A 21,043-nucleotide genomic window follows, 5' to 3' on the forward strand; every position below is an offset into this window, starting at 1 on the left:
AATTAAAATTTAACTCTTACACCAAAAGTGAATGATTTCGCATCTGGATAACCTGTATCTGCACTAGAATAAGTATCTCTGATATTTACTTCTGGACTGTAACCTAAATAATCTGTTTTTGTAAATACATTTGTTGCAGTCACATAGAATCTAATCTGCTCAAATTTTAATTTAGATGTAAACTTTTCTGCTAAAGTGTAACCTAAGCTTACTGTTCTTAACCTAACATAAGAAGCATCTTTAACTGCTAATGCATTTAAATATTGATCAGCAGCATCTTTATTAGGACGCGGAAAAGATGTTGATGGATTTTCTGGGGTGTAGTAATCTACTTTAATACCATTGATATCCCCTCTTAGTGTACCACCATTATTGTACTGATTTAAAAATGGATTTATCTTTGTAGCTCCTTCTACAACATAGAAATCAACAAATAAATCAAACCCTTTATAAGCAATTGATGTGGATATTGAACCAAACCAGTCTGGATTAGGATCAGTAAACACACGATCTTCTTGTGTGATTTTTCCATCAGGACCAGATATTATATTACCTTCTTCATCTACTCCATTAACATCCTTAATTCTAATATCACCTGGTGCTAAAGTTTCTTGTGGGTTTGCAGATTCTGGATTAGCTTGAGGTGAATTTGCATAATCCTCACCTTCTTGCCATATGCCATCAAATGCATATTGATAAATAACACCAACGGGTTGACCAACATAATAATTAAATGAATTATCTTCAGTGATCGCATCACCATTTCCATCATTATAAAGTTCTAATAGTTCGTTTCTGTTATTAGACCAATTGGTAGACACAGACCATTTAAAATCTTCTGTATTAAAGATGTTTGCTGTTAAACCTAATTCAAGACCCGTATTCTGCATTTCACCAGCATTAAAATATGTTGATGTATAACCTGTTACTGGAGGCACACCTCTTTTTAATAATAAATCTGTAGTTCTAGCGTCGTACCAGTTAATATTACCTGCTAACACTCTGTTGAAGATTGAAAAATCTAAACCTAAGTTTAAGGTTGTGATTCTTTCAAATTTTAAATCTGGATTAGGTAAAATAGTTGATGGTGAGAATCCTGACCCAGTTTCCTCATCATAAATATAAGGTTGGAAATCAGCTGTAAAAAGCGATGTATAAGCACGACCTAAATCATTAACCAATGAACCATAACTTGCTCTAAATTTCAATTCTTGGATTGCATTTACATCTTCTAGGAAGCTTTCATTATGAATTTTCCAAGCAAATGAACCTGCTGGATTATAACTCCATTTATTACCTTCTCCGTTTAATGAAGCTCCATCAGCTCTAATAATCCCTTCAAACGTATATTTATTTGCAAAGCTATATCGCGCTCTCGCTAAATAGCCTAAATAGCGAAATTTATCTCCATCGCGCTCAACGGTTACATTACCGATAGCACTAGAAATACCATTGTAGCCTAAATCTTCATTAGCAAATCCCTGACCTTCAGTAAATGTTCTAGAAAACGCATTTTCTTGAGTTGACTGAACTAAAGTAAGATTTAAGTTATGATCGTTGTTAATAGCTTTGTCATAAGTCAATATATTTTCAACTAAATAAGACTCTCTTAATTGATTATCAATTCTTGCAATACCTCTAACATCATCACCTGCGCTACTTAAAGATGATTGATACTGACCTCTTTCTGATGTTCTTCTCGTTAAATTAGCTTTTAATTGGTATTGTAAATCTTTAGTAATCTGCCATATTGGAGTCACATTGATAACGTAATCATTTCCTTTTTCATTGTGATCTTGCTCACGTAAATTCCACAAAGGGTTTACCGCTGAACCTTCTTCGCCACTTGGAAATTGTGTAATACTACCATCTTCATTATAAGCAGTACCAAATGGAGAGTTAGTAATTACATTCACTGCAGCTGCTCTACTTGTATCATCGTTTAATAAGTTTAAATCAAAATTTACAGAAAATTTATCTGATATTTTCTGATCAACATTTAAACGCAATGTTTTTCTAGTATAACTAGATGTTGGTATAAGACCGTCTTCTTTAAAATAGTTAATACTACCAAAAACCTTAGTCATTTCTGTACCACCACTTACACTAATAGCTTGGCTATTCACCAATCCATTTCTCATTAATTCATCTTCCCAATCTACAAAACGATTGTTTATAATATTGTCATATTCAGTTGGTGTGAATACTTCATCAATAACATCATCAGCATAACTATCGTCATTTCTAGTTGACCTCCATGCTTCTCTCCGTAATTGTGCTAATTCTTGACCGCTATAAACATCAAAATTACGTTCAATTGTTTTTGTTGTAAGAAAACCGTGATAGCTCACACTAACTTTTCCTGTTGCCCCACGCTTAGTCGTAATTAAAACCACACCATTTGCACCTCTAGAACCGTAAATCGCCTGAGCCGATGCATCCTTTAAAAACTCAACAGACTTTATATCATCTGAATCGATATCTTCAATACCTCCTTCTCTAACAATACCGTCAACCACATAAATAGCACTTACATTACCTTCTATAGATCCTTGTCCTCTAAAAATAATGTCAGAAGTTCCACCTGGTCGTAACGTTCCACCACCAACATTGACTTGTAAACCTGCGATTCTACCACGTAACATTTCATTAACATCTGATGTTGGTGATAAAGTAGCCTCTTCAATATCTACAGTAGCGACAGCGTTTACAATATCACTTTTCTTTTGTGTACCATAACCAATTACTACTACTTCAGCCAAAGCAGTGTCATCTTCTAACATCACTGTAATTTCGTCAGAACTATAAACAACGTCTTTAGATTTAAAACCTACATAAGACACTACTATTATAGAAGCCTCATTTGTAACCTCTAAAATAAATGCACCGTCAAAATCTGTTTGTGTACCGTTAGTTGTTCCTTTCTCTATAACAGATGCACCTGGCAGTGGCATATTATCTGCTGAAGAAAGCACTTTTCCTTTTATTTTGGTCTGCGCGATAAGCGAAAACGAACTGCACAATAAAAAGAGACAGAAGAATATTTCAATTCTCGATTTTTGAAATTTTAATTTCATGAATGATTGATTTAGTTAAAAATTAAAGCCCAAAACTATCATTTCAAAAGATGTGTAAATGAGATGTAATGTTAAGCTTTTGTAAATTTAACCTCAAATTATTGCAGAATTAATAATAGATACCTCGATTAAAAACGAACATCGCAAAAATCAAGAAAATCAAAGGTTTAAAAAACTACCTGAAGTACCGTAAACACTAACCTCATTATAAATTGAAGATTTCATAAAAAAAATCGCAAAAATCAACATAAATACACACTTGTCGGGGTAAAGTCTAGGTAAAAAACACAATTGTCGAGGTGTTAGAATTTTAAGATATAGTTAACTAAACTGTCATCGTGATCTAATTGTAACCTTTTGCGTAATCTGTAACGTTTAGTCTCCACACTTTTTATAGATATATTAAGTAACGGAGCCATTTCTTTAGAGGATAAATTCAACCTTAAATAGGCACAAAATTTCAAATCATTAGGTGTTAAATCTGGATGTGCAGCCTTAATTTTATCCATAAAATCTTTATCAGCATTGTTAAAAGCTTCTTTAAAGAATTTCCAATCTTTATTATTGTTTAAATTGGTATCAATTAGATCAATGGCACTTTCAATGTCTTTATTGTTTCTTGTTCGTTTTAACTCTTTCTTTATTTTATTGAGTAGTTCATTTTTTTTAATAATACTCATTGTGGAGATCACTAACTCTCTATTTTTTCCTTCGATATCTTGATTTAGTTTTTCATTCTTTATCTGAATAAGTGCACGTTCATTTTTTATATGTTCATGCTTAAGAATTCGTTCGTAATAGAATTTATAGACTTTATTTACTAAAAATGCAATTCCAATTAGAATTAACACATACAGTAAAATTGCTACATTTGAAATATACCAGGGTCTGTTAACTTCAAAATCATAACTAATGGAATTCTCAGTCAATTGATTTCCTACTCTCCCTCTAACCTCTAAAGTATAGTCTCCAAATGATAAATTTTCAAATTGAACACTTGACACATGAGACCATTCACTCCACTTATCAGAAAGTCCACTAAGTTTATAACTATAGCTAACATCCAAGAATTTATTATACTCTGGAACGGAAAAACCAAATGACACAATACCTTTTTCGTGTTGAAACGAACCATTTTCTGCTAATGGCAAATAATTTTTACTTCCATTAACATCCTTTTTCATTATAGAGTTCAAATGAATTGAATGTGTACTACTACTATAAGTTTCAATATTCGCTAAATCGAGCGTTAAATAACCATTTACAGTTCCTAGAATATATTTTTCACCCTCTATATGTTGTAAATTTTCAAATCCCAAAACTCCTTTTCTAAGATCAGAAGGAATTGCGATGTCCGTAATTTGAGGAATATTCGTAATATTATCATTCGTTATATAACTAATATTATTTTTAAAAAACAACCATAACTTACCTGTTTGATCCACTACAATCTTACCAGAAGTAAATTTCTTGGATGCCATTAAATCAGTTAAAACATTATTTTTAACAAACTTGTTTTCAGCGTCACTATAATTATAAATGCCATTTTCTGAAGTATACAGAATATCGCCTTGATAGCTTTCTAAACTAGAACTATTACCAATCGTTAATTCTGAAACTTCTTCAACCTTTATGGTTTTGGTAAAATCAGAGTTCATGTTTAATATAAAAACTCCTTTGTACTCATGATTTACAAAGATTTGATTGGTATTATTTATTTCAAAAAAGCGTGAAGAGTTTTTAAAGTTTTCTATTTTATTTCTTAATCCCCAAGTATTGTCTTTATACTCTAAAACATATAAACCATCATAATTTCCTTGAAGCAATAGATTGTCGTGATTTGGAATTTTCTTAAAGTTCCAAGCACCTAGTTCTGAACTAATTTTTTCTACTCCGTTTTTAGCCACTATAAAAGTCCCCAAATGATGTCCACAGATGAGTCTTTCATTATTATCATTAAACAGACTCCAAACCTGACCTGCAGTACCTTCTACAAAACGAAATGTTTCATCAACAGTAATTAACGGCCTATAAAATAAACCTTGATTTGTACCCACATAAAGTAAATCCTTAAAAATAATAGTCGAGTATACTGTTCCTAAAACACCATCGTAATCAATAAATGTTTGTATGGGCGAGGTCATATTTATACAATTAATTCCGTTATCCAAACCTGCCCAAACATTTTGATTGGAGTCTTCAAACAATGCCAAAACCGTATTGTTACTTAATCCTAATTTCTGATTTATAGCATAATCCAATTCTCCTTTATTGTTAATTTTAATAACACCATTAGAAATAGTACCAATCACAAAACTATAATCTTCAAGTCGTATACTATTAAATATATTTAACTTTTTCACACGGTTGTTTGCCGAAATTTCCCATGGTTCTAATTTGTTATTTTTCAATTGAAAAAATCCAGTGTTTCGAGTAAGAATCGTAAGCACTTCATCTACAAGCCATATATTAATAACCCGATCTTCAATAACGACAGCATCATTAATTATTAGTTTAGGTTGACCATCTTTTAATAGGTAAATGCCTTCATTTGCCACATGATAATAAATATGACCATTGATATTAAAAACCTTATAAATAATCTGTTCTGAATTTATAATTTTAAACTGTTCTGTTTCCTTATTAAAAAAGTACAACGTATGACCAGATTGAAAAAGCACCCACTCATTAAAGTCTAAAATGTTCCAGATTTGATCATCATTAATAGCATTTTCGTTTAGTTTTGGAAGTAAGGACGTATAATTTAGTACTCCTTTCTTATCCTTTAACCAATATCCAAATTCCTCATAACAGCCAGTATAAATCCGATCATCAATAACGTTTACAGCTCTCAATATCGTATTATTTGGAGATGGGTACGCTACCCAACTAGAACCATTATATTCTAAAAGTCCTTTGTTATTTGCGGCATAAATATAATTATCCTCATTTTGAGAAATCATCCAGTTTTGATTGTCACCTCCATAATCAGAGGCTGTAAATTTCTCAATAGGTGGTAATTCTTGAGCAGGAATCACCAAGAATACATGTAGAAATAATATAAATATGAAGTGTCTCATCTGTTTTGTAAAGATAGTTTTAGATAATGAACAAACAAAATGCCAGCTCTTTACGAACTGACATTAAAATAATAAACTTGAAAATAGTAATCTATGACAATGCAAGCATTAAAAAAGCTGCTAACGCTCCTCCAGTTAATGGGCCAAAAATAGGAATCCAAGCATAAGACCAATCACTTTTTGCTTTATTTTTTATAGGTAAAATAGCATGTATAATTCGCGGACCTAAATCTCTAGCAGGATTAATTGCATAACCTGTTGTTCCTCCTAAAGACAAACCAATAGACCACACCAAAAAGGCAACAGGCAAAGCGCCTAAAGACCCCATACCGATAACAGTTTCTGCCTCTGTAAGGCTTGCGTCGGTAAAGTAAAATATGGTAAACAATAAGACAAATGTCCCTATCATTTCACTAAAAAAGTTAGAAAACGTATTTCTAATAGCTGGTGCTGTACAGAAAACTGCTTTTTTAGAATCTGCATTCTCTGTTTCGTCAAAATGATTTTTATACGTTAACCAAACTGCAGAAGCCCCTATCATAGCTCCAATCATTTGTGCTAAAACATACATTGGCACATCTGCCCATGGAAATTTACCTGCTATGGCTACAGCAATGGTCACTGCCGGATTAATATGCGCTCCGCTATATGGACCAGCAATAACAACTGCGACATAAACAGCCAAAGCCCAACCCGTTGTAATCACTATCCAACCACTATTATTACCAATGGTTTTATTAAGGACGACATTGGCTACTACGCCTCCACCGAGTAAAATTAAAATCGCTGTACCTATAATCTCTGCTATAAATGGTGTCATACTATAAATACGTTTTTAATTGTTTTTAGTCCAATACTCTAAAGCATCAATAGCCCTGTACCAACCTTTAATATTCGTTTCAATTTCAGTCCTATCTTCTTTTGGACTGAATATTTTGTCCGTTTGCCAAATATCTTGAATTTCCTCTGGACTTTCCCAATAACCAACAGCCAAACCTGCTAAAAACGCTGCTCCCATAGCCGTTGTTTCTACCACATTTGGTCTCACCGTTGTAGTGTTTAAAACATCAGATTGAAACTGCATTAGCATATTATTAATGGTTGCACCTCCATCTACTCGCAACTCTTGTATAGATAGATCAGCATCAGCTTCCATAGCCTTTAAAATATCCATCGTTTGAAAAGCAATAGACTCTATAGCTGCTCTTGCGATATGCGCATCTGTACTTCCTCTTGTTAATCCAAATATGGTACCTTTGGCGTGTTGATTCCAATGCGGAGCACCTAAACCAGCGAAAGCTGGCACAAAATAAACTCCGTCTGAACTTTCTACAGATGATGCTAATCTTTCGACATCTGAAGAATTTCTTATAATTTTTAAACTATCGCGTAGCCATTGTACAACAGCTCCTGCAATAAAAACGCTACCTTCTAAGGCATAAGTTGTTTTTCCATTAATTTTCCAAGCGACAGTAGTCAATAAGTTATTTTTGGAAACAATTGGCTTCTCTCCAATATTCATTAACATAAAGCAACCTGTACCATAGGTGTTTTTAACCATACCTGGTTTTGTACACATTTGGCCAAATAACGCAGCTTGTTGATCTCCTGCGATGCCTGCAATCGGAATTTTAGTATCATAAAACGTAGATGTCGTATGGCCATACACTTCACTCGACGCTTTTACTTCTGGCAACATACTTTTAGGAATGGTCAATAACCCCAATAATTCATCATCCCAATCCATGGTATTGATGTTAAACATTAAAGTTCTTGAGGCGTTAGTGACGTCTGTAACGTGTTGTTTTCCTTTAGTGAAATTCCAAACTAACCAACAATCAATAGTTCCTAAAATTAAATCTCCTGCTTCGGCTTTTGCTCGTGCTCCATCAACATTATCGAGAATCCACTTCACTTTGGTTCCAGAAAAATACGAATCAATCACTAATCCTGTTTTTTGCTTTATGAGTTCTGATTTACCGTCTTTTTTTAGCTGATCGCAATAGTCAGATGTTCTTTTATCTTGCCATACTATGGCGTTATAAACGGGCTCTCCTGTATTTTTATCCCAAACCACAACGGTTTCACGCTGGTTCGTAATACCAATTGCCGCTATATGTTCTACATCTAATCCTTTTTTGGCAATAGCTTCTGTAGCCACTCCTGCTTGAGATGACCAAATTTCTCTTGGATCGTGTTCTACCCAACCTGGTTTAGGAAAATATTGTGTAAACTCTTTTTGAGCTGTAGATATAATGTGACCTTTTTTATCAAAAACAATCGCCCTAGAACTCGTTGTCCCTTGATCTAGGGATAAAATGTATTTACCCATAATTTATTGTTTATTTAGTAGTTTAACCGAAGTAGAGTTCGGAATAAATTCTTATTAATTTAAAATATATTGATCTGCAATCTGCACAAATTCTGATATCTGCTGAGCACGCCAGTCTTCAGTTTCATTTAATTCTGCTCGTACTAATTCACCAACCAATGGTGCAATCTCAATAGCTGCTTTTGCATCTAAAAATAGTATTCGCACACGTCTTGCTAAAACATCTTCAATGCCTCTAGCCATTTCATGTCGTACAGCCCAAACGACTTCTGCTTTTGTGAATTCTAATCTTGGATGTAGACGCTCACTTAAAACAGGATTTTCCTCAATAAGCTGCGCAATACCTTTTTGATCGGTTCCATAAATATAAAGATGATTGGCGCGATCTACAGTTCCGTTGGAACCATGAATCCTTATATTTTGTGTTTTGCATTTTGCGCTTGGTAACTTTTTTAATTCTATAACCTTATCCACGGTATCTTGAGCCATCCTTCTATAGGTAGTCCATTTTCCACCTGTGATTGTAATCAATTCAGAATCTGAAACTATTATTTTATGACTTCTAGAAATTTCTTTAGTTTTTTCAGATTTATCTTTTGGGGCTGCCAAAGGTCTCAGCCCTGCATAAATACTTAATACATCGGCTTTGCTCGCTTTTTTATTAAGATATCTATTAGCTGTCTCTAAAACAAAATCAACCTCTTTATCTAAAGCTTTTGGCTCTAAACTATGACTATCCAATAAAGTATCTGTTGTACCGACCACAACTCTATTATGCCATGGTACCAAAAACAACACACGACCATCATCCGTTTTCGGAATCATTATAGCATCGGTTCCTGGCAAGAATGATTTATCAAATACCAAATGAATACCTTGACTTGGACGAATACTATTCTCTGCCGATTTATTATCCATTTGCAAGACCTCATCAGAAAAGACTCCTGTAGCATTAATAACTGTTTTAGCATTTAAGGTATATTCGGTTTGAGTTTCGGTATCTACAGCAACGACACCATTAACTAATCCGTTGTCGTCCTTTTGAAGATTCTTAACCCTAACATGATTCAACACTGTTGCACCTTCTTCAATACAACTCTGTGCAATGTTTATTGCCAATCTAGAATCATCAAATTGGCCATCGTGATAAACAACACCACCTTTTAAGTTTTTCGTTTTTAAAGTGGCTAATCTTGAAATGGTTTCTGTTTTCTTTATTCTAATAGATTTACCAAAACTTAATTTACCAGCCAAGAAATCATAAACTTTTAATCCTACAGTATAAAAGAAATTATCCCACCACTTATAATTTGGAATAATAAACGACTGATTACTGACTAAGTGTGACGCATTTTTAAGCATCAAACCTCTTTCGTACAAAGCTTCACGAACCAAATCAATATTTCCCTGTGCTAAATAACGCACTCCTCCATGAACTAATTTTGTGCTTCTACTCGATGTGCCTTTAGCAAAATCAACTTGCTCTAGCAATAAGGTTTTATAACCACGAGTTGCACAATCTAAGGCAACCCCCAATCCTGTAGCTCCACCTCCAATGATAATAACATCCCAATTTTTGGTGGTATTTAACTGATTTACTAAAGCTTCTCTTTTGAACAAAATATTTTATTTGTATTACAATTAGTTTCAAATGTAAACAAATTATTTCAAAATGAAATAAAACGAAACTATAATTTGATCAATAATGAAGATTTACGAAAAAAACAAACTTCATTTTCTTTCGTTTTACTATATTTGTTCTTTCCCAGCTTAAAACAACCATTCATTGCAAAAAGAATAAAAACACATCACATATTACATGAAGAGACATCAAGACATTCTAGACAAACTAACAAAAGAGAAACATCTTGAGGTATTAGAACTGTGTGAGATGCTAAATGTTTCCGCAGTTACCATAAGAAAAGATTTAAAATTTCTTGAACAAAAAGGATTACTTCACAGAACACATGGTGGAGCTTCTATTGAAAACCCATACATTAATGAACGTACGGTTTTAGATAAAGAGAAAATCTCGGTAGAGGAAAAAAATGGTATTGCCCAAATGGCTGCCACCCGTATTGTTGAAAACGACTCTATTTTAATTGCTTCGGGAACTACAGTGCAGGCACTTTCTAAGTTTATAATAGCAAAAAATAAATTAACGGTCATTACGTCTTCGCTCAACGTAGTATTACATTTAATTCACGATAAGAATATTGAAATCCTTCAACTTGGTGGTTATATAAGACACAGTTCTGCTTCTGTCATCGGAAATTATGCCGAATATATTTTACAAAATGTGTCTTGTAGTAAGTTATTTTTAGGTGTTGATGGCATTGATTTAGAATATGGACTTTCTACAACCAACTTAGAAGAAGCTGAATTAAACAAGAAAATGCTTAATGCAGCTCAAAAAGTAATTGTCTTAGCAGATTCTTCTAAATTTGGAAAAAAGAGTTTTGCTAGAATCTGTGACCTATCACTTGTGGATGAAATTATAACGGATAAAGGCATATCTAATTCAGTTAGAAAAAAACTGGAAGAAAAGGAAATAAAAGTCACTATTGTAAATTAATTAGAAATAACCTAAGCCACTTTCAAAATGAAAAAAATCGCATTCCTATTGATTTTATCACTCTTTATATCTTGTGATTCAGATAAAAAGAAAAACGAAACAACGGAACAAAATAGTGAACAAAAAAATGAACAACCAAATATTCTATTAATTGTTATCGATGATCAAGGTTATGCAGATTTTTCGCCTTTTGATAATTATGATACTTATGATACTACCGTTTCTAGTCCAAATATTGCACGATTAGGAAAATCAGGTACGGTTTACTCACAAGCTTACGTTACAGCACCAGTTTGTAGTCCTTCTAGAGCGGGAATCATTACTGGAAAAAATCAATTCCGTTGGGATAAACCCGCAAGTTGGGGACCAGGTTTACCAGACGATATAAAAACATTACCAGAATATTTAAAAGAAGCGGGTTACCATACCGCACGAATAGGCAAAAATGATTTAGGTCAAAATTTTCACAAAAATGATGTTAGAGAATATCCTTTACAACATGGTTACGATGAGTTTTTAGGATTTTCAGCACACGCTCACGATTATTGGTTAAATTCTCAAAGCATCAAAGATCGCACACCAGACCCTTATGGTACAAGCGCTTTATTAGGTCCTTTGATGCATAATATGAGTGAAAAAAGTTACGACAAAGGTTATCTTACTGATATTTTAACAGACGAATCTATTGATTACTTAAAGCGCGAACACGATAAGCCATTCTTTTTAACGTTAGCTTACAGTGCTGTACATCACTTAATTCACGAGGTTCCAAAAAAGTATTTGGATAAATATAATGTGAAAGAAATCGCGAATTACGATCCAGATAGTTTAGTCACTTTTGGTAATCACAAACCAGGAAGTTACTCTGCTTACTACGATAAATACTCTAGAGTCGGAGCTATAAACACAGATGATCTACGAAAATATTATTTAGCGAATCTAAATTGCTTAGATGATAATATTGGTCGTGTTTTAGATGCTTTGAGTGAAACCGGATTAGACAAAAACACCTTAGTTGTATTTATATCCGATAATGGCGGCTCTCCGCTTACAGGTGCTAATAATGCGCCATTAACGGGTGGAAAATATTCACTTTGGGAAGGTGGTATTAGAGTACCAATGGCCGTAAGTTGGCCAGGACATGTTGATGCTGGAAAAATTGAAAAACGCTATGTATCTGCATTAGACATTTTACCAACCTTAACAAAAGCTGCTGGCATTGCAACCACCGACAAAGATTTGGATGGCATTAGCCTACTTGATCCTAAAGAAGAACGCTTATTGGTTTGGAAATGGCAAAAAACTTGGGCTGCACGACAAGGCAAATGGAAAATAACAAACGCCAAGGAAAATCATTGGAAGAGTGAACCATCCGCACAGTATATCGCTCCAATTAGAGATGATTTAACTCTGAAATTATTTGATATTGAAGCTGATCCAGGAGAACGCCATGATGTTTCAGCGCAACATCCTGAAATTGTAAAAAAATTGCAAACTGAATACGATGCATGGTGTGATGCCAACATCATAAAATAAATAGCCTTTTTGACCTTGTTTTATATAATTAAAAAAAACTTGTGAAATTCTACTTTGCAGGTTTTTTCTTATGTATAACGACCTCTACGAAATCCTAAATACAACTCTCAAATCAAACAAAATTTTATCAATACGAGAATATTATAGGTCATTGCGACCTTTTTGAATATCATCATAATTACTTAAATTAAGTATTTTATTTTTAAGCTCATCATTATAAATTTGTAGGGATATACATCCTTTTACTTAATTAAAAATGATCTACTTATGAAAAAAAAATTACTATGCCTTGCTATACTTGCTAATTCTATCATTAGTTATGGTACAACGGAAAACTTCCACTCAATTAAAAGCAGTAATTATTTAGCGGTTACGCCAGACTCACAAACCTACGTCCCAGATGATAATTTTGAACAAGCCTTAATCGACTTAGGTTACGATAATGTTTTAGATGATTATGTGCTTACTGCAAGTATAGATACTGTTACAAATCTTGATGTCTCAGATTTAAACATTTCGGATTTAACCGGTATTGAAGACTTCAGTGCTTTAGAAACCTTATTAGCTAGCACTAATGCATTAACTTCAATTGATATTTCTAACAATCTTGCTTTAGTAGAATTAGCTCTAAGCTATAATCAACTTTCTTCTCTAGACATTTCTAACAACACCGCATTAACATCACTGTTTATTAATGATAATTTATTAACCACCATAGACGTTTCTAACAATGCCGCTCTAACACGTTTTGGCATCATGAGAAACCAATTTACAAGTATAGATGTAAGTGCTTTAGTTAATATCGAAGAATTATTTTTACACGAAAACGAAATTTCATCCGTGACTTTTCCAACAACGTCACCGTTATGGAAATTATATATTTATAATAATGTACTGACCGAATTAGACGTATCTCCACTAACAAACTTAGTAGACTTAAGAGCCTACAGCAATCAACTTACAGATTTAGACGTATCCATGTTATCTGCTTTAACCAATTTTAGCGCCAATGATAATCAACTGACGAGTTTAAATATGGCCAATGGAAATAATTCTAATTTTAACTATTTCAATACTTATGACAATCCTGACTTAAGCTGTATAAAAGTGGATGACGCAGCCTATTCTACTGCTAACTGGACTTTGGTTGATAGCACCTCTAGCTTTAGTGAAGTTTGCGAACCACAAACCTACATCCCAGATGATAATTTTGAACAAGCCTTAATCGACTTAGGTTACGATGATGTTTTGGATGATTATGTGCTTACAGCAAGTATAGATACTGTTACAAATCTTGATGTCTCAGATTTAAGCATTTCAGATTTATCCGGTATTGAAGACTTCAGTGCTTTAGAAACCTTATTAGCTAGCACTAATGCATTAACTTCAATTGATATTTCTAACAATCTTGCTTTAGTTGAATTAGCTCTAAGCTATAATCAACTTTCTTCTCTAGACATTTCTAACAACACCGCATTAACATCACTGTTTATTAATGATAATTTATTAACCACCATAGACGTTTCTAACAATGCCGCTCTAACACGTTTTGGTATCATGAGAAACCAATTTACCAGTATAGATGTAAGTGCTTTAGTTAATATCGAAGAATTATTTTTACACGAAAACGAAATTTCATCCGTGACTTTTCCAACAGCGTCACCTTTATGGAAATTGTATATTTATAATAATGCACTGACAGAATTAGACGTATCTCCACTAACAAACTTAGTAGACTTAAGAGCTTACACCAATCTACTTGCAGATTTAGACGTATCCATGTTATCTACTTTAACCAATTTTAGCGCCAATGATAATCAACTGACAAGTTTAAATATGGCCAATGGAAATAATTCTAATTTTAACTATTTCAATACTTATGATAATCCTGACCTAAGCTGTATAAAAGTGGATGACGCAGCGTATTCTATTGCTAACTGGACTTTGGTTGATAGCACCTCTAGCTTTAGTGAAAACTGTGAACAAATGACCTACGTCCCAGATGATAATTTTGAACAAGCCTTAATTGACTTAGGTTACGATGATATTTTAGATGATTATGTGCTTACAGCAAGTATAGATACTGCTACAAGTCTTAATGTTGAAGGCCTTGGCATCTCAGATTTAACCGGAATTGAAGATTTTAGAACTTTAACCGTTTTGTTAGCTGGTTATAATAGTTTAACCTCAATTGATGTTTCTAATAATCTTGCTTTAATAGAATTAGGTTTAAGTGAGAATCAGCTTTCTACTCTAGATTTGTCTACAAATACAGCATTAACTTCACTTTTTGCAAATGACAATTTATTAACTGCCCTCGATGTTTCTAATAATATAGCTTTAACAAGGTTTGGAGTAATGAGAAACCAACTTACTAGTATTGATGTGAGCGCCTTAGAAAATATTGAAGAGTTATTTTTACATCAAAATTACATGTCATCAGTGACATTTCCTTCTTCTGCACCTTTATGGAAATTACATATCTACGATAATTTTCTTTCGACCTTAAATGTATCTCAATTTACGGATTTAATAGAACTAAGAGCTTATCAAAATCAAATAACAAGCTTAGATTTGAGCACTTTAGTAAATCTTGAAGAATTACTAATAAATGATAATCAAATTTCTGATATTACATTTACTTCATCACCAATATCTCTAATTTATATTTATAATAATGCATTAACTGAGTTAGATTTATCTCCATTAACAAGTTTAGTTGAATTAAGAGCCTATCAAAATCAGTTAGTCAGCTTAGACGTATCTATGTTGCCTTTACTATCTAACTTTAGTGTTAATTATAATGCACTAACGATTTTAAACATGGCGAACGGAAATAACTCTAATTTTGAATATTATAATAGTTCAGATAATGAATATTTAAGCTGTATTCAAGTTGATGATGCTACATATTCTACAGCAAACTGGACTCTAATAGATGACGCATCTTCTTTTAGTGAGGATTGTGAATACTTATCTTTAGATGATAATATAAATTCTACTACGTTTAGTATATACCCAAATCCTGCTGATAATTATATCACCATTGAAACCAATCAAGATATTGCAAAATATACTATAACTAATATCACGGGACAAATCGTATACCAAGATAATTTTACGTCAAATAGAATTGAGGTGTCTCAGTTAAAGACTGGTATTTATTTTATACTATTTGAAAGTGATCAATCTATAATTACTAAAAAATTAATTATCAAATAGAACTATTGCTATTCTAAACAAAAAGACCCGTGAATTTAATTCACAGGTCTTTTTATATTTTAAGCAAAAATGGTCTTACTTAATCTCTACCAATTCAAGATCAAATACTAATTCTTGTCCTGCTAAAGGATGATTTCCATCTACAACAATATGGTCTTCATTCACCTCTACAATTTTAAAAGGATGCTCATTACCTTGTGCATCTTTAGACACTAAACCTAAACCAACTTCTGGCTTTACTTCTTCAGGAAGTTGTGCGTTTTCCACTTTATGAAATAATTCTTGTCTTACTTCACCATAAGCTTCAGTTACAGGAATATCCACTGTTTTTTTATCGTTCACTTTCATATCGATAACTGCTTTTTCAAAACCAGGAATCAACATCCCTTGACCTAATGTAAACTCTAAAGGCTCGCGCTCTAAAGAACTATCAAAGACTTGTCCATTTTTTAATTTTCCTGTATAATGTACTTTTACAGTATCATTTTCTTTTACTTGACTCATAAATTTCTTGTTTTCATTATAATAAGCTGCAAAATTATTGTTTCTCATACAGAATAAAGAATCATACGAAGGTTTTCTGCCCATTTAAGAAAAACTTAACGTCTTTAAACCGCTTTTAAATCATCTAAAACAATCCAAGTTCTAGAATTGAATTGATCTAACTTAGGAATAAAATCAAGAGTTTTAGTTGTACCTTCACATCACAAACCTTAATAACTGATGTTTTAACTCCGTTAAATTTTCTAGCAATCGGATTAAAACATATTACATTTAATTCAGAACTTATAATTCAACTTTTAAATGAAAAGATATGGAACGTTCAAGAATTAAAAATGAAGAACAATATGAAGCCTTACGAGATAAAGGTTACAGTAAAGAAAAATCAGCACGGATTGCGAACACCCCAAATGCTGGTAAAAAAGGAGGCAAAGCAAAACCTTATGAAGACTGGACTAAAGATGAATTATACGAACAAGCTAAGAATGTCGGTATTGAAGGAAGATCCAAAATGAAAAAGGATGAGCTGATTCAATCTTTAAGAACGAATTAAAATCCTGAAGCGCAACATAGGGATACTATGTAAGTATTTCCATAAGTTTGCGACTATTTTTATCTAAAAATACATTTATGTTAACTTGGAAAGACATCATTAATTTTTCAGTAAATGGAAATCCAACTCCAGATCGTCGTGTTGAAAAATCAGAAGCCGAATGGAGAGCTCAATTAACAACTGAGCAATTCAGAATCACAAGACAAAAAGGAACAGAACGCGCTCACAGTGGTGAGCTTTGCACAGCTTATGACGCAGGCAAATACAATTGCGTTTGCTGCAATACTCCATTGTTTGATTCTACTATAAAATTTAGCTCTGGCACGGGTTGGCCAAGCTTTACACAGCCTATAAAAGAGAATGCTATTAAATATGAAAAAGATACTGCATTTGGTATGGTACGCGTAGAAGTAATGTGCAATACTTGCGATGGTCATTTAGGCCATGTTTTTCCAGATGGCCCAGAACCTAGTGGATTGCGTTATTGCGTAAATTCAGAATCCATGATTTTAGATACAGAAACTGCTTAATGAATACAAATAATTTACAAATTGCCACTGTTGGCGGAGGCTGCTTTTGGTGTACAGAAGCTGTGTTTCAGGAAGTAAAAGGTGTAGAACAGGTGATATCAGGCTATTCTGGTGGAAATGTACCTGGAAAACCAACATATAGAGAAATCTGTTCTGGTTTAACTGGCCATGCAGAAGTTATTCAAATTACGTTTGATACTAACGTGATTAGTTACGAAGATATTTTAGTTATTTTCATGACCACGCACGATCCAACAACACTCAATAGACAAGGTGCTGATCGTGGTACGCAGTATCGTTCTGTAATCTTTTATCATGATGAAAAACAGAAAGAAATTGCAGAAGTAGTGCTTAAGGAAATGATACCATATTACAACGATCCTATAGTTACAGAATTATCTGAAGCTCCAACGTTTTACGAAGCAGAAAAAGAGCACCAAGATTTTTATGAAAACAATCCCGATTATGGGTATTGTAGTTTTGTTATTGATCCAAAATTGGCAAAACTCAGAAAATTGCATTCAGATAAATTGAAGTAATTAAAAAAACACCAAAACCTTCTAATCCTGAATTAATTAAATGGACAAATTCACAAAAATAGCATTTGGTGGAGGTTGTCATTGGTGTACAGAAGCTGTATTCCAAGCCCTAAACGGTGTTAAAAAAGTAGAACAAGGTTATGTTTCTGCTGGAGAGAACACTATGTTTTCAGAGGCCGTTATTGTTCATTTTAATGTGGAAGAGATTTCATTACAAACATTAATTGAGATTCATTTACGCACACACAAAAGTACCTCTGCGCATTCTATGCGAGGAAAATACCGTTCTGCAATTTATTCGTTTTCAAACGTGCAGAAACTAGAAGCAGAGATTTTACTAAAAGCTTTTCAACCCGAATTTGAACATCAATTAATCACTCGAGTATATCCTTTTTCAGAATTTAAAGCTTCACGTGAAGCGATTCAAAATTACTACCAAAAAAATCCTAAAAAACCCTTTTGTGAACGCTTTATAAATCCTAAATTGAGGCTATTATTAAATGATTTTTCAAATGATGTGAATTCAGACTTTATTCAAGAAACATTGAAATCCACGTTAGAATAGATAACAAATGAGCCAGACAAAAATTGGATTAGGCCTAGCCGCATTGGGCAGACCAGATTATATAAATATTAGGCCAGAAACCTCAATTGACAAATCAGTTGAAGCCTTCAGAAACACAGCTTTTAGCACCTTAGATGAAGCTTACCATCTTGGTATTAGAGATTTCGATGTAGCACCTTCGTATGGTTTGGGTGAGCAATTTTTACAGGAATGGAATGACACTAGAAATTATAAAGATGTTAATCTCTCAACAAAATTTGGCTATACCTATGTCGCTGATTGGGAGATAGGTTATTCAGGCAAACACGAAATTAAAGAACATTCTATTGATAAGCTCAATGAGCAATGGGACATTTCAAAAGCATTATTACCCAACTTAAAAATCTATCAAATTCACTCAGCCACACTTGATAGTGGTGTTTTAACAAACAATGCTGTCCTATCTAGATTACACGAATTAAAAGAAAAACACGAACTGAAAATTGGCATTTCCTCGAGTGGAACTGAACAATCAAAAATCATTAATGAAGCTCAAAAAATTAAATTTGATGGTATCGATTTATTTGATAGCTATCAAGTAACCTATAACATCTTTGAACAATCCACGTATTCAGTTTTAAAAGAATTAATAGCTGAAGGAAAAACTATAATTATCAAAGAAGCTTTGGCTAATGGCCGCATATTTAGAAGTGATAAATTTAAAGTTTACCGACCTGCTTATAATTATCTCGAATTACTGTCTAATAAATACCAAGTTGAAAGTGATGCCATTGCACTACGGTTTATTATAGATTACTTAGAGCCAAAACTCGTTTTAAGCGGAGCTTCAAATACACTTCAATTAAAACAAAACTTAAAAGCTTTCCACTTTAAACTCAATGACGAAGAGATTACAATTCTAAAATCTTTTGCCATATCACCACAGCATTATTGGCAAGAACGTAGTGATTTACAGTGGAATTAATTAGCTAGGTCATTATACTTTTAACCAAGTGAAATTGATACTTAGAATTCTCTAATTTCAAAAACAACCAAGAGTTAAAATTTAATTTTGATTAATACAGTTATCATAATAAGTATATGTGTTAAGAATTTTGAATAAAAAGGAAGAGATTAGAATTCGAAATTTTCAATTATAAATAACACTATGGATACCTATTTTATTGTATTGTTAATTATAGGTATAACTTCTCTTTTAGCCAGTTTTTTACCCGTGATAATGAAGCGATTTAAAATTAGCTTTACAATTCCAATACTATTATTTGGTGGAATTCTATATTATATTAGTGCACCGTTACCTTGGCCTAATCCTATTTGGCAGATTGATTTAACCTTACGATTTTCAGAACTCGTTGTAATTATTAGCATAATGGTAGCTGGTCTAAAAATCGGTCTAAATTATTCATGGAAGGAATGGCGAAATCCAATAAGGTTGCTAAGTATAACGATGCCTATGTTTATGATTGTGGTGTTTTTAATATCCTATTACTTGCTCAATTTTGATGGGCCAATAGCGTTACTTTTAGCTGCTGTATTAGCACCTACAGATCCTGCACTCGCCTCAGAAATTCAATTAAACCAAAAACAAACGGTTGCTAAAAAGAATGTTGGTGTACAATATAATCTTACTGCTGAAGCAGGACTAAATGATGGTTTGGCATTTCCTTTTGTATTCTTGGCGATTCTATGGTCTAAGAATGATACTTTGGAATTTGATGAATGGAAGGAATGGCTAAGTTATTATGTGCTTTACAAAGTAATTGTTGGAACGTTAATTGGGATTATTATTGGCTTTTTGTACAGTTATTTGACCAAGAAAATGTCTAGAGAATATGAACGAAAAATTCATTTAGCTTTTGTTGCTCTTTCTTTAACCCTTATTTCTTATGGATTAGCTGAAGTACTGAGTTCATATGGTTTTATAAGTGTATTTTTTGCAGGTTTATTCGCCCATTACCACAAACATACCAGTAATGAAACTACAGAGAGTGAACCGAGTTTAGGATTTATAACAGACACCGAAAAATTTTTAATTGTCTTTTGGATGATTTTCTTTGGTGGTTCGGTAATGGCAGGCATTTTAAACTTTATAACACTTCCCACATTCATATTTGCTATTGCTTTAGTTTTAGTCGTTAGACCTATTTTAGGTTACATTAGTTTAAAGACAACGTCCTTAAGTAAAAAGGAACGATTCGCTATTTCATTTTTAGGAATTCGAGGAATTGGCTCGGTATTTTACCTAACTTACGCTATAAGACATGGTCAATTTAATGATTATAATCAGGTGTTTTCAATCGTGGCTTTAGTTATTTTAACTTCAATTTTAATCCATGGTTTTACAGCAAAACGCATCCTATTTAATTTAGATAAGAAATAAAACCCTTATGTCTTCTCGCGATAAATTTCTATTAACTTTTAAAAGTCAAACCATGCACGCCAGTACGATTTCCTTAGCTAATTTACGTTTACGAATATATTGACCAATAACTCGACGCATATATTCTAAGGTATCTTCTTTAATATTAAAAGG

The 21,043-nt window shown here is 33.0% G+C and carries 15 protein-coding genes; 9 read left to right on the forward strand and 6 right to left on the reverse strand.

Annotated elements, in window-relative coordinates; all coding sequences use genetic code 11:
* Positions 1-2: 2 nt before the first annotated feature.
* The 5 genes from HM992_RS17760 to HM992_RS17780 form a co-directional block, all read right to left on the reverse strand.
* Complete coding sequence (locus tag HM992_RS17760; RefSeq protein ID WP_179320783.1) at positions 3-3,077, reverse strand: SusC/RagA family TonB-linked outer membrane protein; 3,075 nt, start codon at positions 3,075-3,077, stop codon at positions 3-5.
* Positions 3,078-3,379: 302 nt separating this feature from the next.
* Positions 3,380-6,157, reverse strand: coding sequence for a helix-turn-helix and ligand-binding sensor domain-containing protein (locus HM992_RS17765; RefSeq protein WP_179320785.1), 2,778 nt, complete (start codon positions 6,155-6,157; stop codon positions 3,380-3,382).
* A gap of 91 nt (positions 6,158-6,248) precedes the next feature.
* Positions 6,249-6,977 carry an MIP/aquaporin family protein gene (locus HM992_RS17770; protein WP_179320787.1) on the reverse strand — a complete coding sequence of 243 codons (729 nt, stop codon included), beginning with the start codon at positions 6,975-6,977 and terminating at the stop codon, positions 6,249-6,251.
* A gap of 15 nt (positions 6,978-6,992) precedes the next feature.
* Positions 6,993-8,489 (reverse strand): glycerol kinase GlpK, encoded by a 1,497-nt coding sequence (glpK, locus tag HM992_RS17775; protein WP_179320789.1) that lies wholly within the window; start codon positions 8,487-8,489, stop codon positions 6,993-6,995.
* A gap of 54 nt (positions 8,490-8,543) precedes the next feature.
* Positions 8,544-10,109: a glycerol-3-phosphate dehydrogenase/oxidase gene (locus tag HM992_RS17780; protein WP_179320791.1), complete on the reverse strand. Its 1,566-nt coding sequence runs from the start codon at positions 10,107-10,109 to the stop codon at positions 8,544-8,546.
* Between the two features lie 199 nt (positions 10,110-10,308).
* On the opposite strand from HM992_RS17780, the gene HM992_RS17785 reads away from it, so the two are divergent.
* From HM992_RS17785 to HM992_RS17795, 3 genes are all read left to right on the forward strand, one after another.
* On the forward strand, positions 10,309-11,064 hold the full coding sequence (locus tag HM992_RS17785; protein ID WP_179320793.1) for a DeoR/GlpR family DNA-binding transcription regulator: 756 nt from the start codon (positions 10,309-10,311) through the stop codon (positions 11,062-11,064).
* A 27-nt stretch (positions 11,065-11,091) separates the two neighbouring features.
* Positions 11,092-12,600 (forward strand): sulfatase family protein, encoded by a 1,509-nt coding sequence (locus HM992_RS17790; protein ID WP_179320795.1) that lies wholly within the window; start codon positions 11,092-11,094, stop codon positions 12,598-12,600.
* A 267-nt stretch (positions 12,601-12,867) separates the two neighbouring features.
* Positions 12,868-15,822 (forward strand): T9SS type A sorting domain-containing protein, encoded by a 2,955-nt coding sequence (locus HM992_RS17795; RefSeq protein ID WP_179320797.1) that lies wholly within the window; start codon positions 12,868-12,870, stop codon positions 15,820-15,822.
* A 75-nt stretch (positions 15,823-15,897) separates the two neighbouring features.
* Here HM992_RS17795 and HM992_RS17800 read toward each other — a convergent pair whose 3' ends face one another.
* Positions 15,898-16,326, reverse strand: coding sequence for an FKBP-type peptidyl-prolyl cis-trans isomerase (locus tag HM992_RS17800; protein ID WP_179320799.1), 429 nt, complete (start codon positions 16,324-16,326; stop codon positions 15,898-15,900).
* A gap of 310 nt (positions 16,327-16,636) precedes the next feature.
* On the opposite strand from HM992_RS17800, the gene HM992_RS17805 reads away from it, so the two are divergent.
* The 6 genes from HM992_RS17805 to HM992_RS17830 all read left to right on the forward strand — a co-directional run bounded on the left by HM992_RS17805 (position 16,637) and on the right by HM992_RS17830 (position 20,890).
* Positions 16,637-16,876 carry a DUF7218 family protein gene (locus tag HM992_RS17805; protein WP_178983787.1) on the forward strand — a complete coding sequence of 80 codons (240 nt, stop codon included), beginning with the start codon at positions 16,637-16,639 and terminating at the stop codon, positions 16,874-16,876.
* 77 nt (positions 16,877-16,953) lie between these two features.
* Complete coding sequence (gene msrB / locus HM992_RS17810) at positions 16,954-17,406, forward strand: peptide-methionine (R)-S-oxide reductase MsrB (RefSeq protein WP_179320801.1); 453 nt, start codon at positions 16,954-16,956, stop codon at positions 17,404-17,406.
* Positions 17,406-17,945 (forward strand): peptide-methionine (S)-S-oxide reductase MsrA, encoded by a 540-nt coding sequence (gene msrA, locus HM992_RS17815; RefSeq protein ID WP_179320803.1) that lies wholly within the window; start codon positions 17,406-17,408, stop codon positions 17,943-17,945. Before msrB ends, msrA begins: the two co-directional genes overlap by 1 nt.
* A 40-nt stretch (positions 17,946-17,985) precedes the next feature.
* Positions 17,986-18,510, forward strand: a complete 525-nt coding sequence (locus tag HM992_RS17820; RefSeq protein WP_179320805.1) for a peptide-methionine (S)-S-oxide reductase — start codon at positions 17,986-17,988, stop codon at positions 18,508-18,510.
* A gap of 7 nt (positions 18,511-18,517) precedes the next feature.
* The gene (locus tag HM992_RS17825; protein ID WP_179320807.1) at positions 18,518-19,474 is read left to right on the forward strand and encodes an aldo/keto reductase; all 957 of its coding nucleotides are present in this window, start codon (positions 18,518-18,520) and stop codon (positions 19,472-19,474) included.
* A gap of 183 nt (positions 19,475-19,657) precedes the next feature.
* Positions 19,658-20,890, forward strand: a complete 1,233-nt coding sequence (locus tag HM992_RS17830) for a cation:proton antiporter (RefSeq protein ID WP_262890893.1) — start codon at positions 19,658-19,660, stop codon at positions 20,888-20,890.
* Positions 20,891-21,043: the final 153 nt, after the last annotated feature.

It is taken from the genome of Winogradskyella helgolandensis (genome assembly GCF_013404085.1).
Taxonomy (GTDB): Bacteria; Bacteroidota; Bacteroidia; order Flavobacteriales; family Flavobacteriaceae; genus Winogradskyella; species Winogradskyella helgolandensis.

What these genes read in the sequence shown, in the direction of transcription:
- HM992_RS17760 (WP_179320783.1), bottom strand. Translation starts at nt 3,077, where the DNA reads ATGAAATTAAAATTTCAAAAATCGAGAATTGAAATATTCTTCTGTCTC.
- HM992_RS17765 (WP_179320785.1), bottom strand. Translation starts at nt 6,157, where the DNA reads ATGAGACACTTCATATTTATATTATTTCTACATGTATTCTTGGTGATT.
- HM992_RS17770 (WP_179320787.1), bottom strand. Translation starts at nt 6,977, where the DNA reads ATGACACCATTTATAGCAGAGATTATAGGTACAGCGATTTTAATTTTA.
- glpK (WP_179320789.1), bottom strand. Translation starts at nt 8,489, where the DNA reads ATGGGTAAATACATTTTATCCCTAGATCAAGGGACAACGAGTTCTAGG.
- HM992_RS17785 (WP_179320793.1), top strand. Translation starts at nt 10,309, where the DNA reads ATGAAGAGACATCAAGACATTCTAGACAAACTAACAAAAGAGAAACAT.
- HM992_RS17790 (WP_179320795.1), top strand. Translation starts at nt 11,092, where the DNA reads ATGAAAAAAATCGCATTCCTATTGATTTTATCACTCTTTATATCTTGT.
- HM992_RS17795 (WP_179320797.1), top strand. Translation starts at nt 12,868, where the DNA reads ATGAAAAAAAAATTACTATGCCTTGCTATACTTGCTAATTCTATCATT.
- HM992_RS17800 (WP_179320799.1), bottom strand. Translation starts at nt 16,326, where the DNA reads ATGAGTCAAGTAAAAGAAAATGATACTGTAAAAGTACATTATACAGGA.
- HM992_RS17805 (WP_178983787.1), top strand. Translation starts at nt 16,637, where the DNA reads ATGGAACGTTCAAGAATTAAAAATGAAGAACAATATGAAGCCTTACGA.
- msrB (WP_179320801.1), top strand. Translation starts at nt 16,954, where the DNA reads ATGTTAACTTGGAAAGACATCATTAATTTTTCAGTAAATGGAAATCCA.
- msrA (WP_179320803.1), top strand. Translation starts at nt 17,406, where the DNA reads ATGAATACAAATAATTTACAAATTGCCACTGTTGGCGGAGGCTGCTTT.
- HM992_RS17820 (WP_179320805.1), top strand. Translation starts at nt 17,986, where the DNA reads ATGGACAAATTCACAAAAATAGCATTTGGTGGAGGTTGTCATTGGTGT.
- HM992_RS17825 (WP_179320807.1), top strand. Translation starts at nt 18,518, where the DNA reads ATGAGCCAGACAAAAATTGGATTAGGCCTAGCCGCATTGGGCAGACCA.
- HM992_RS17830 (WP_262890893.1), top strand. Translation starts at nt 19,658, where the DNA reads ATGGATACCTATTTTATTGTATTGTTAATTATAGGTATAACTTCTCTT.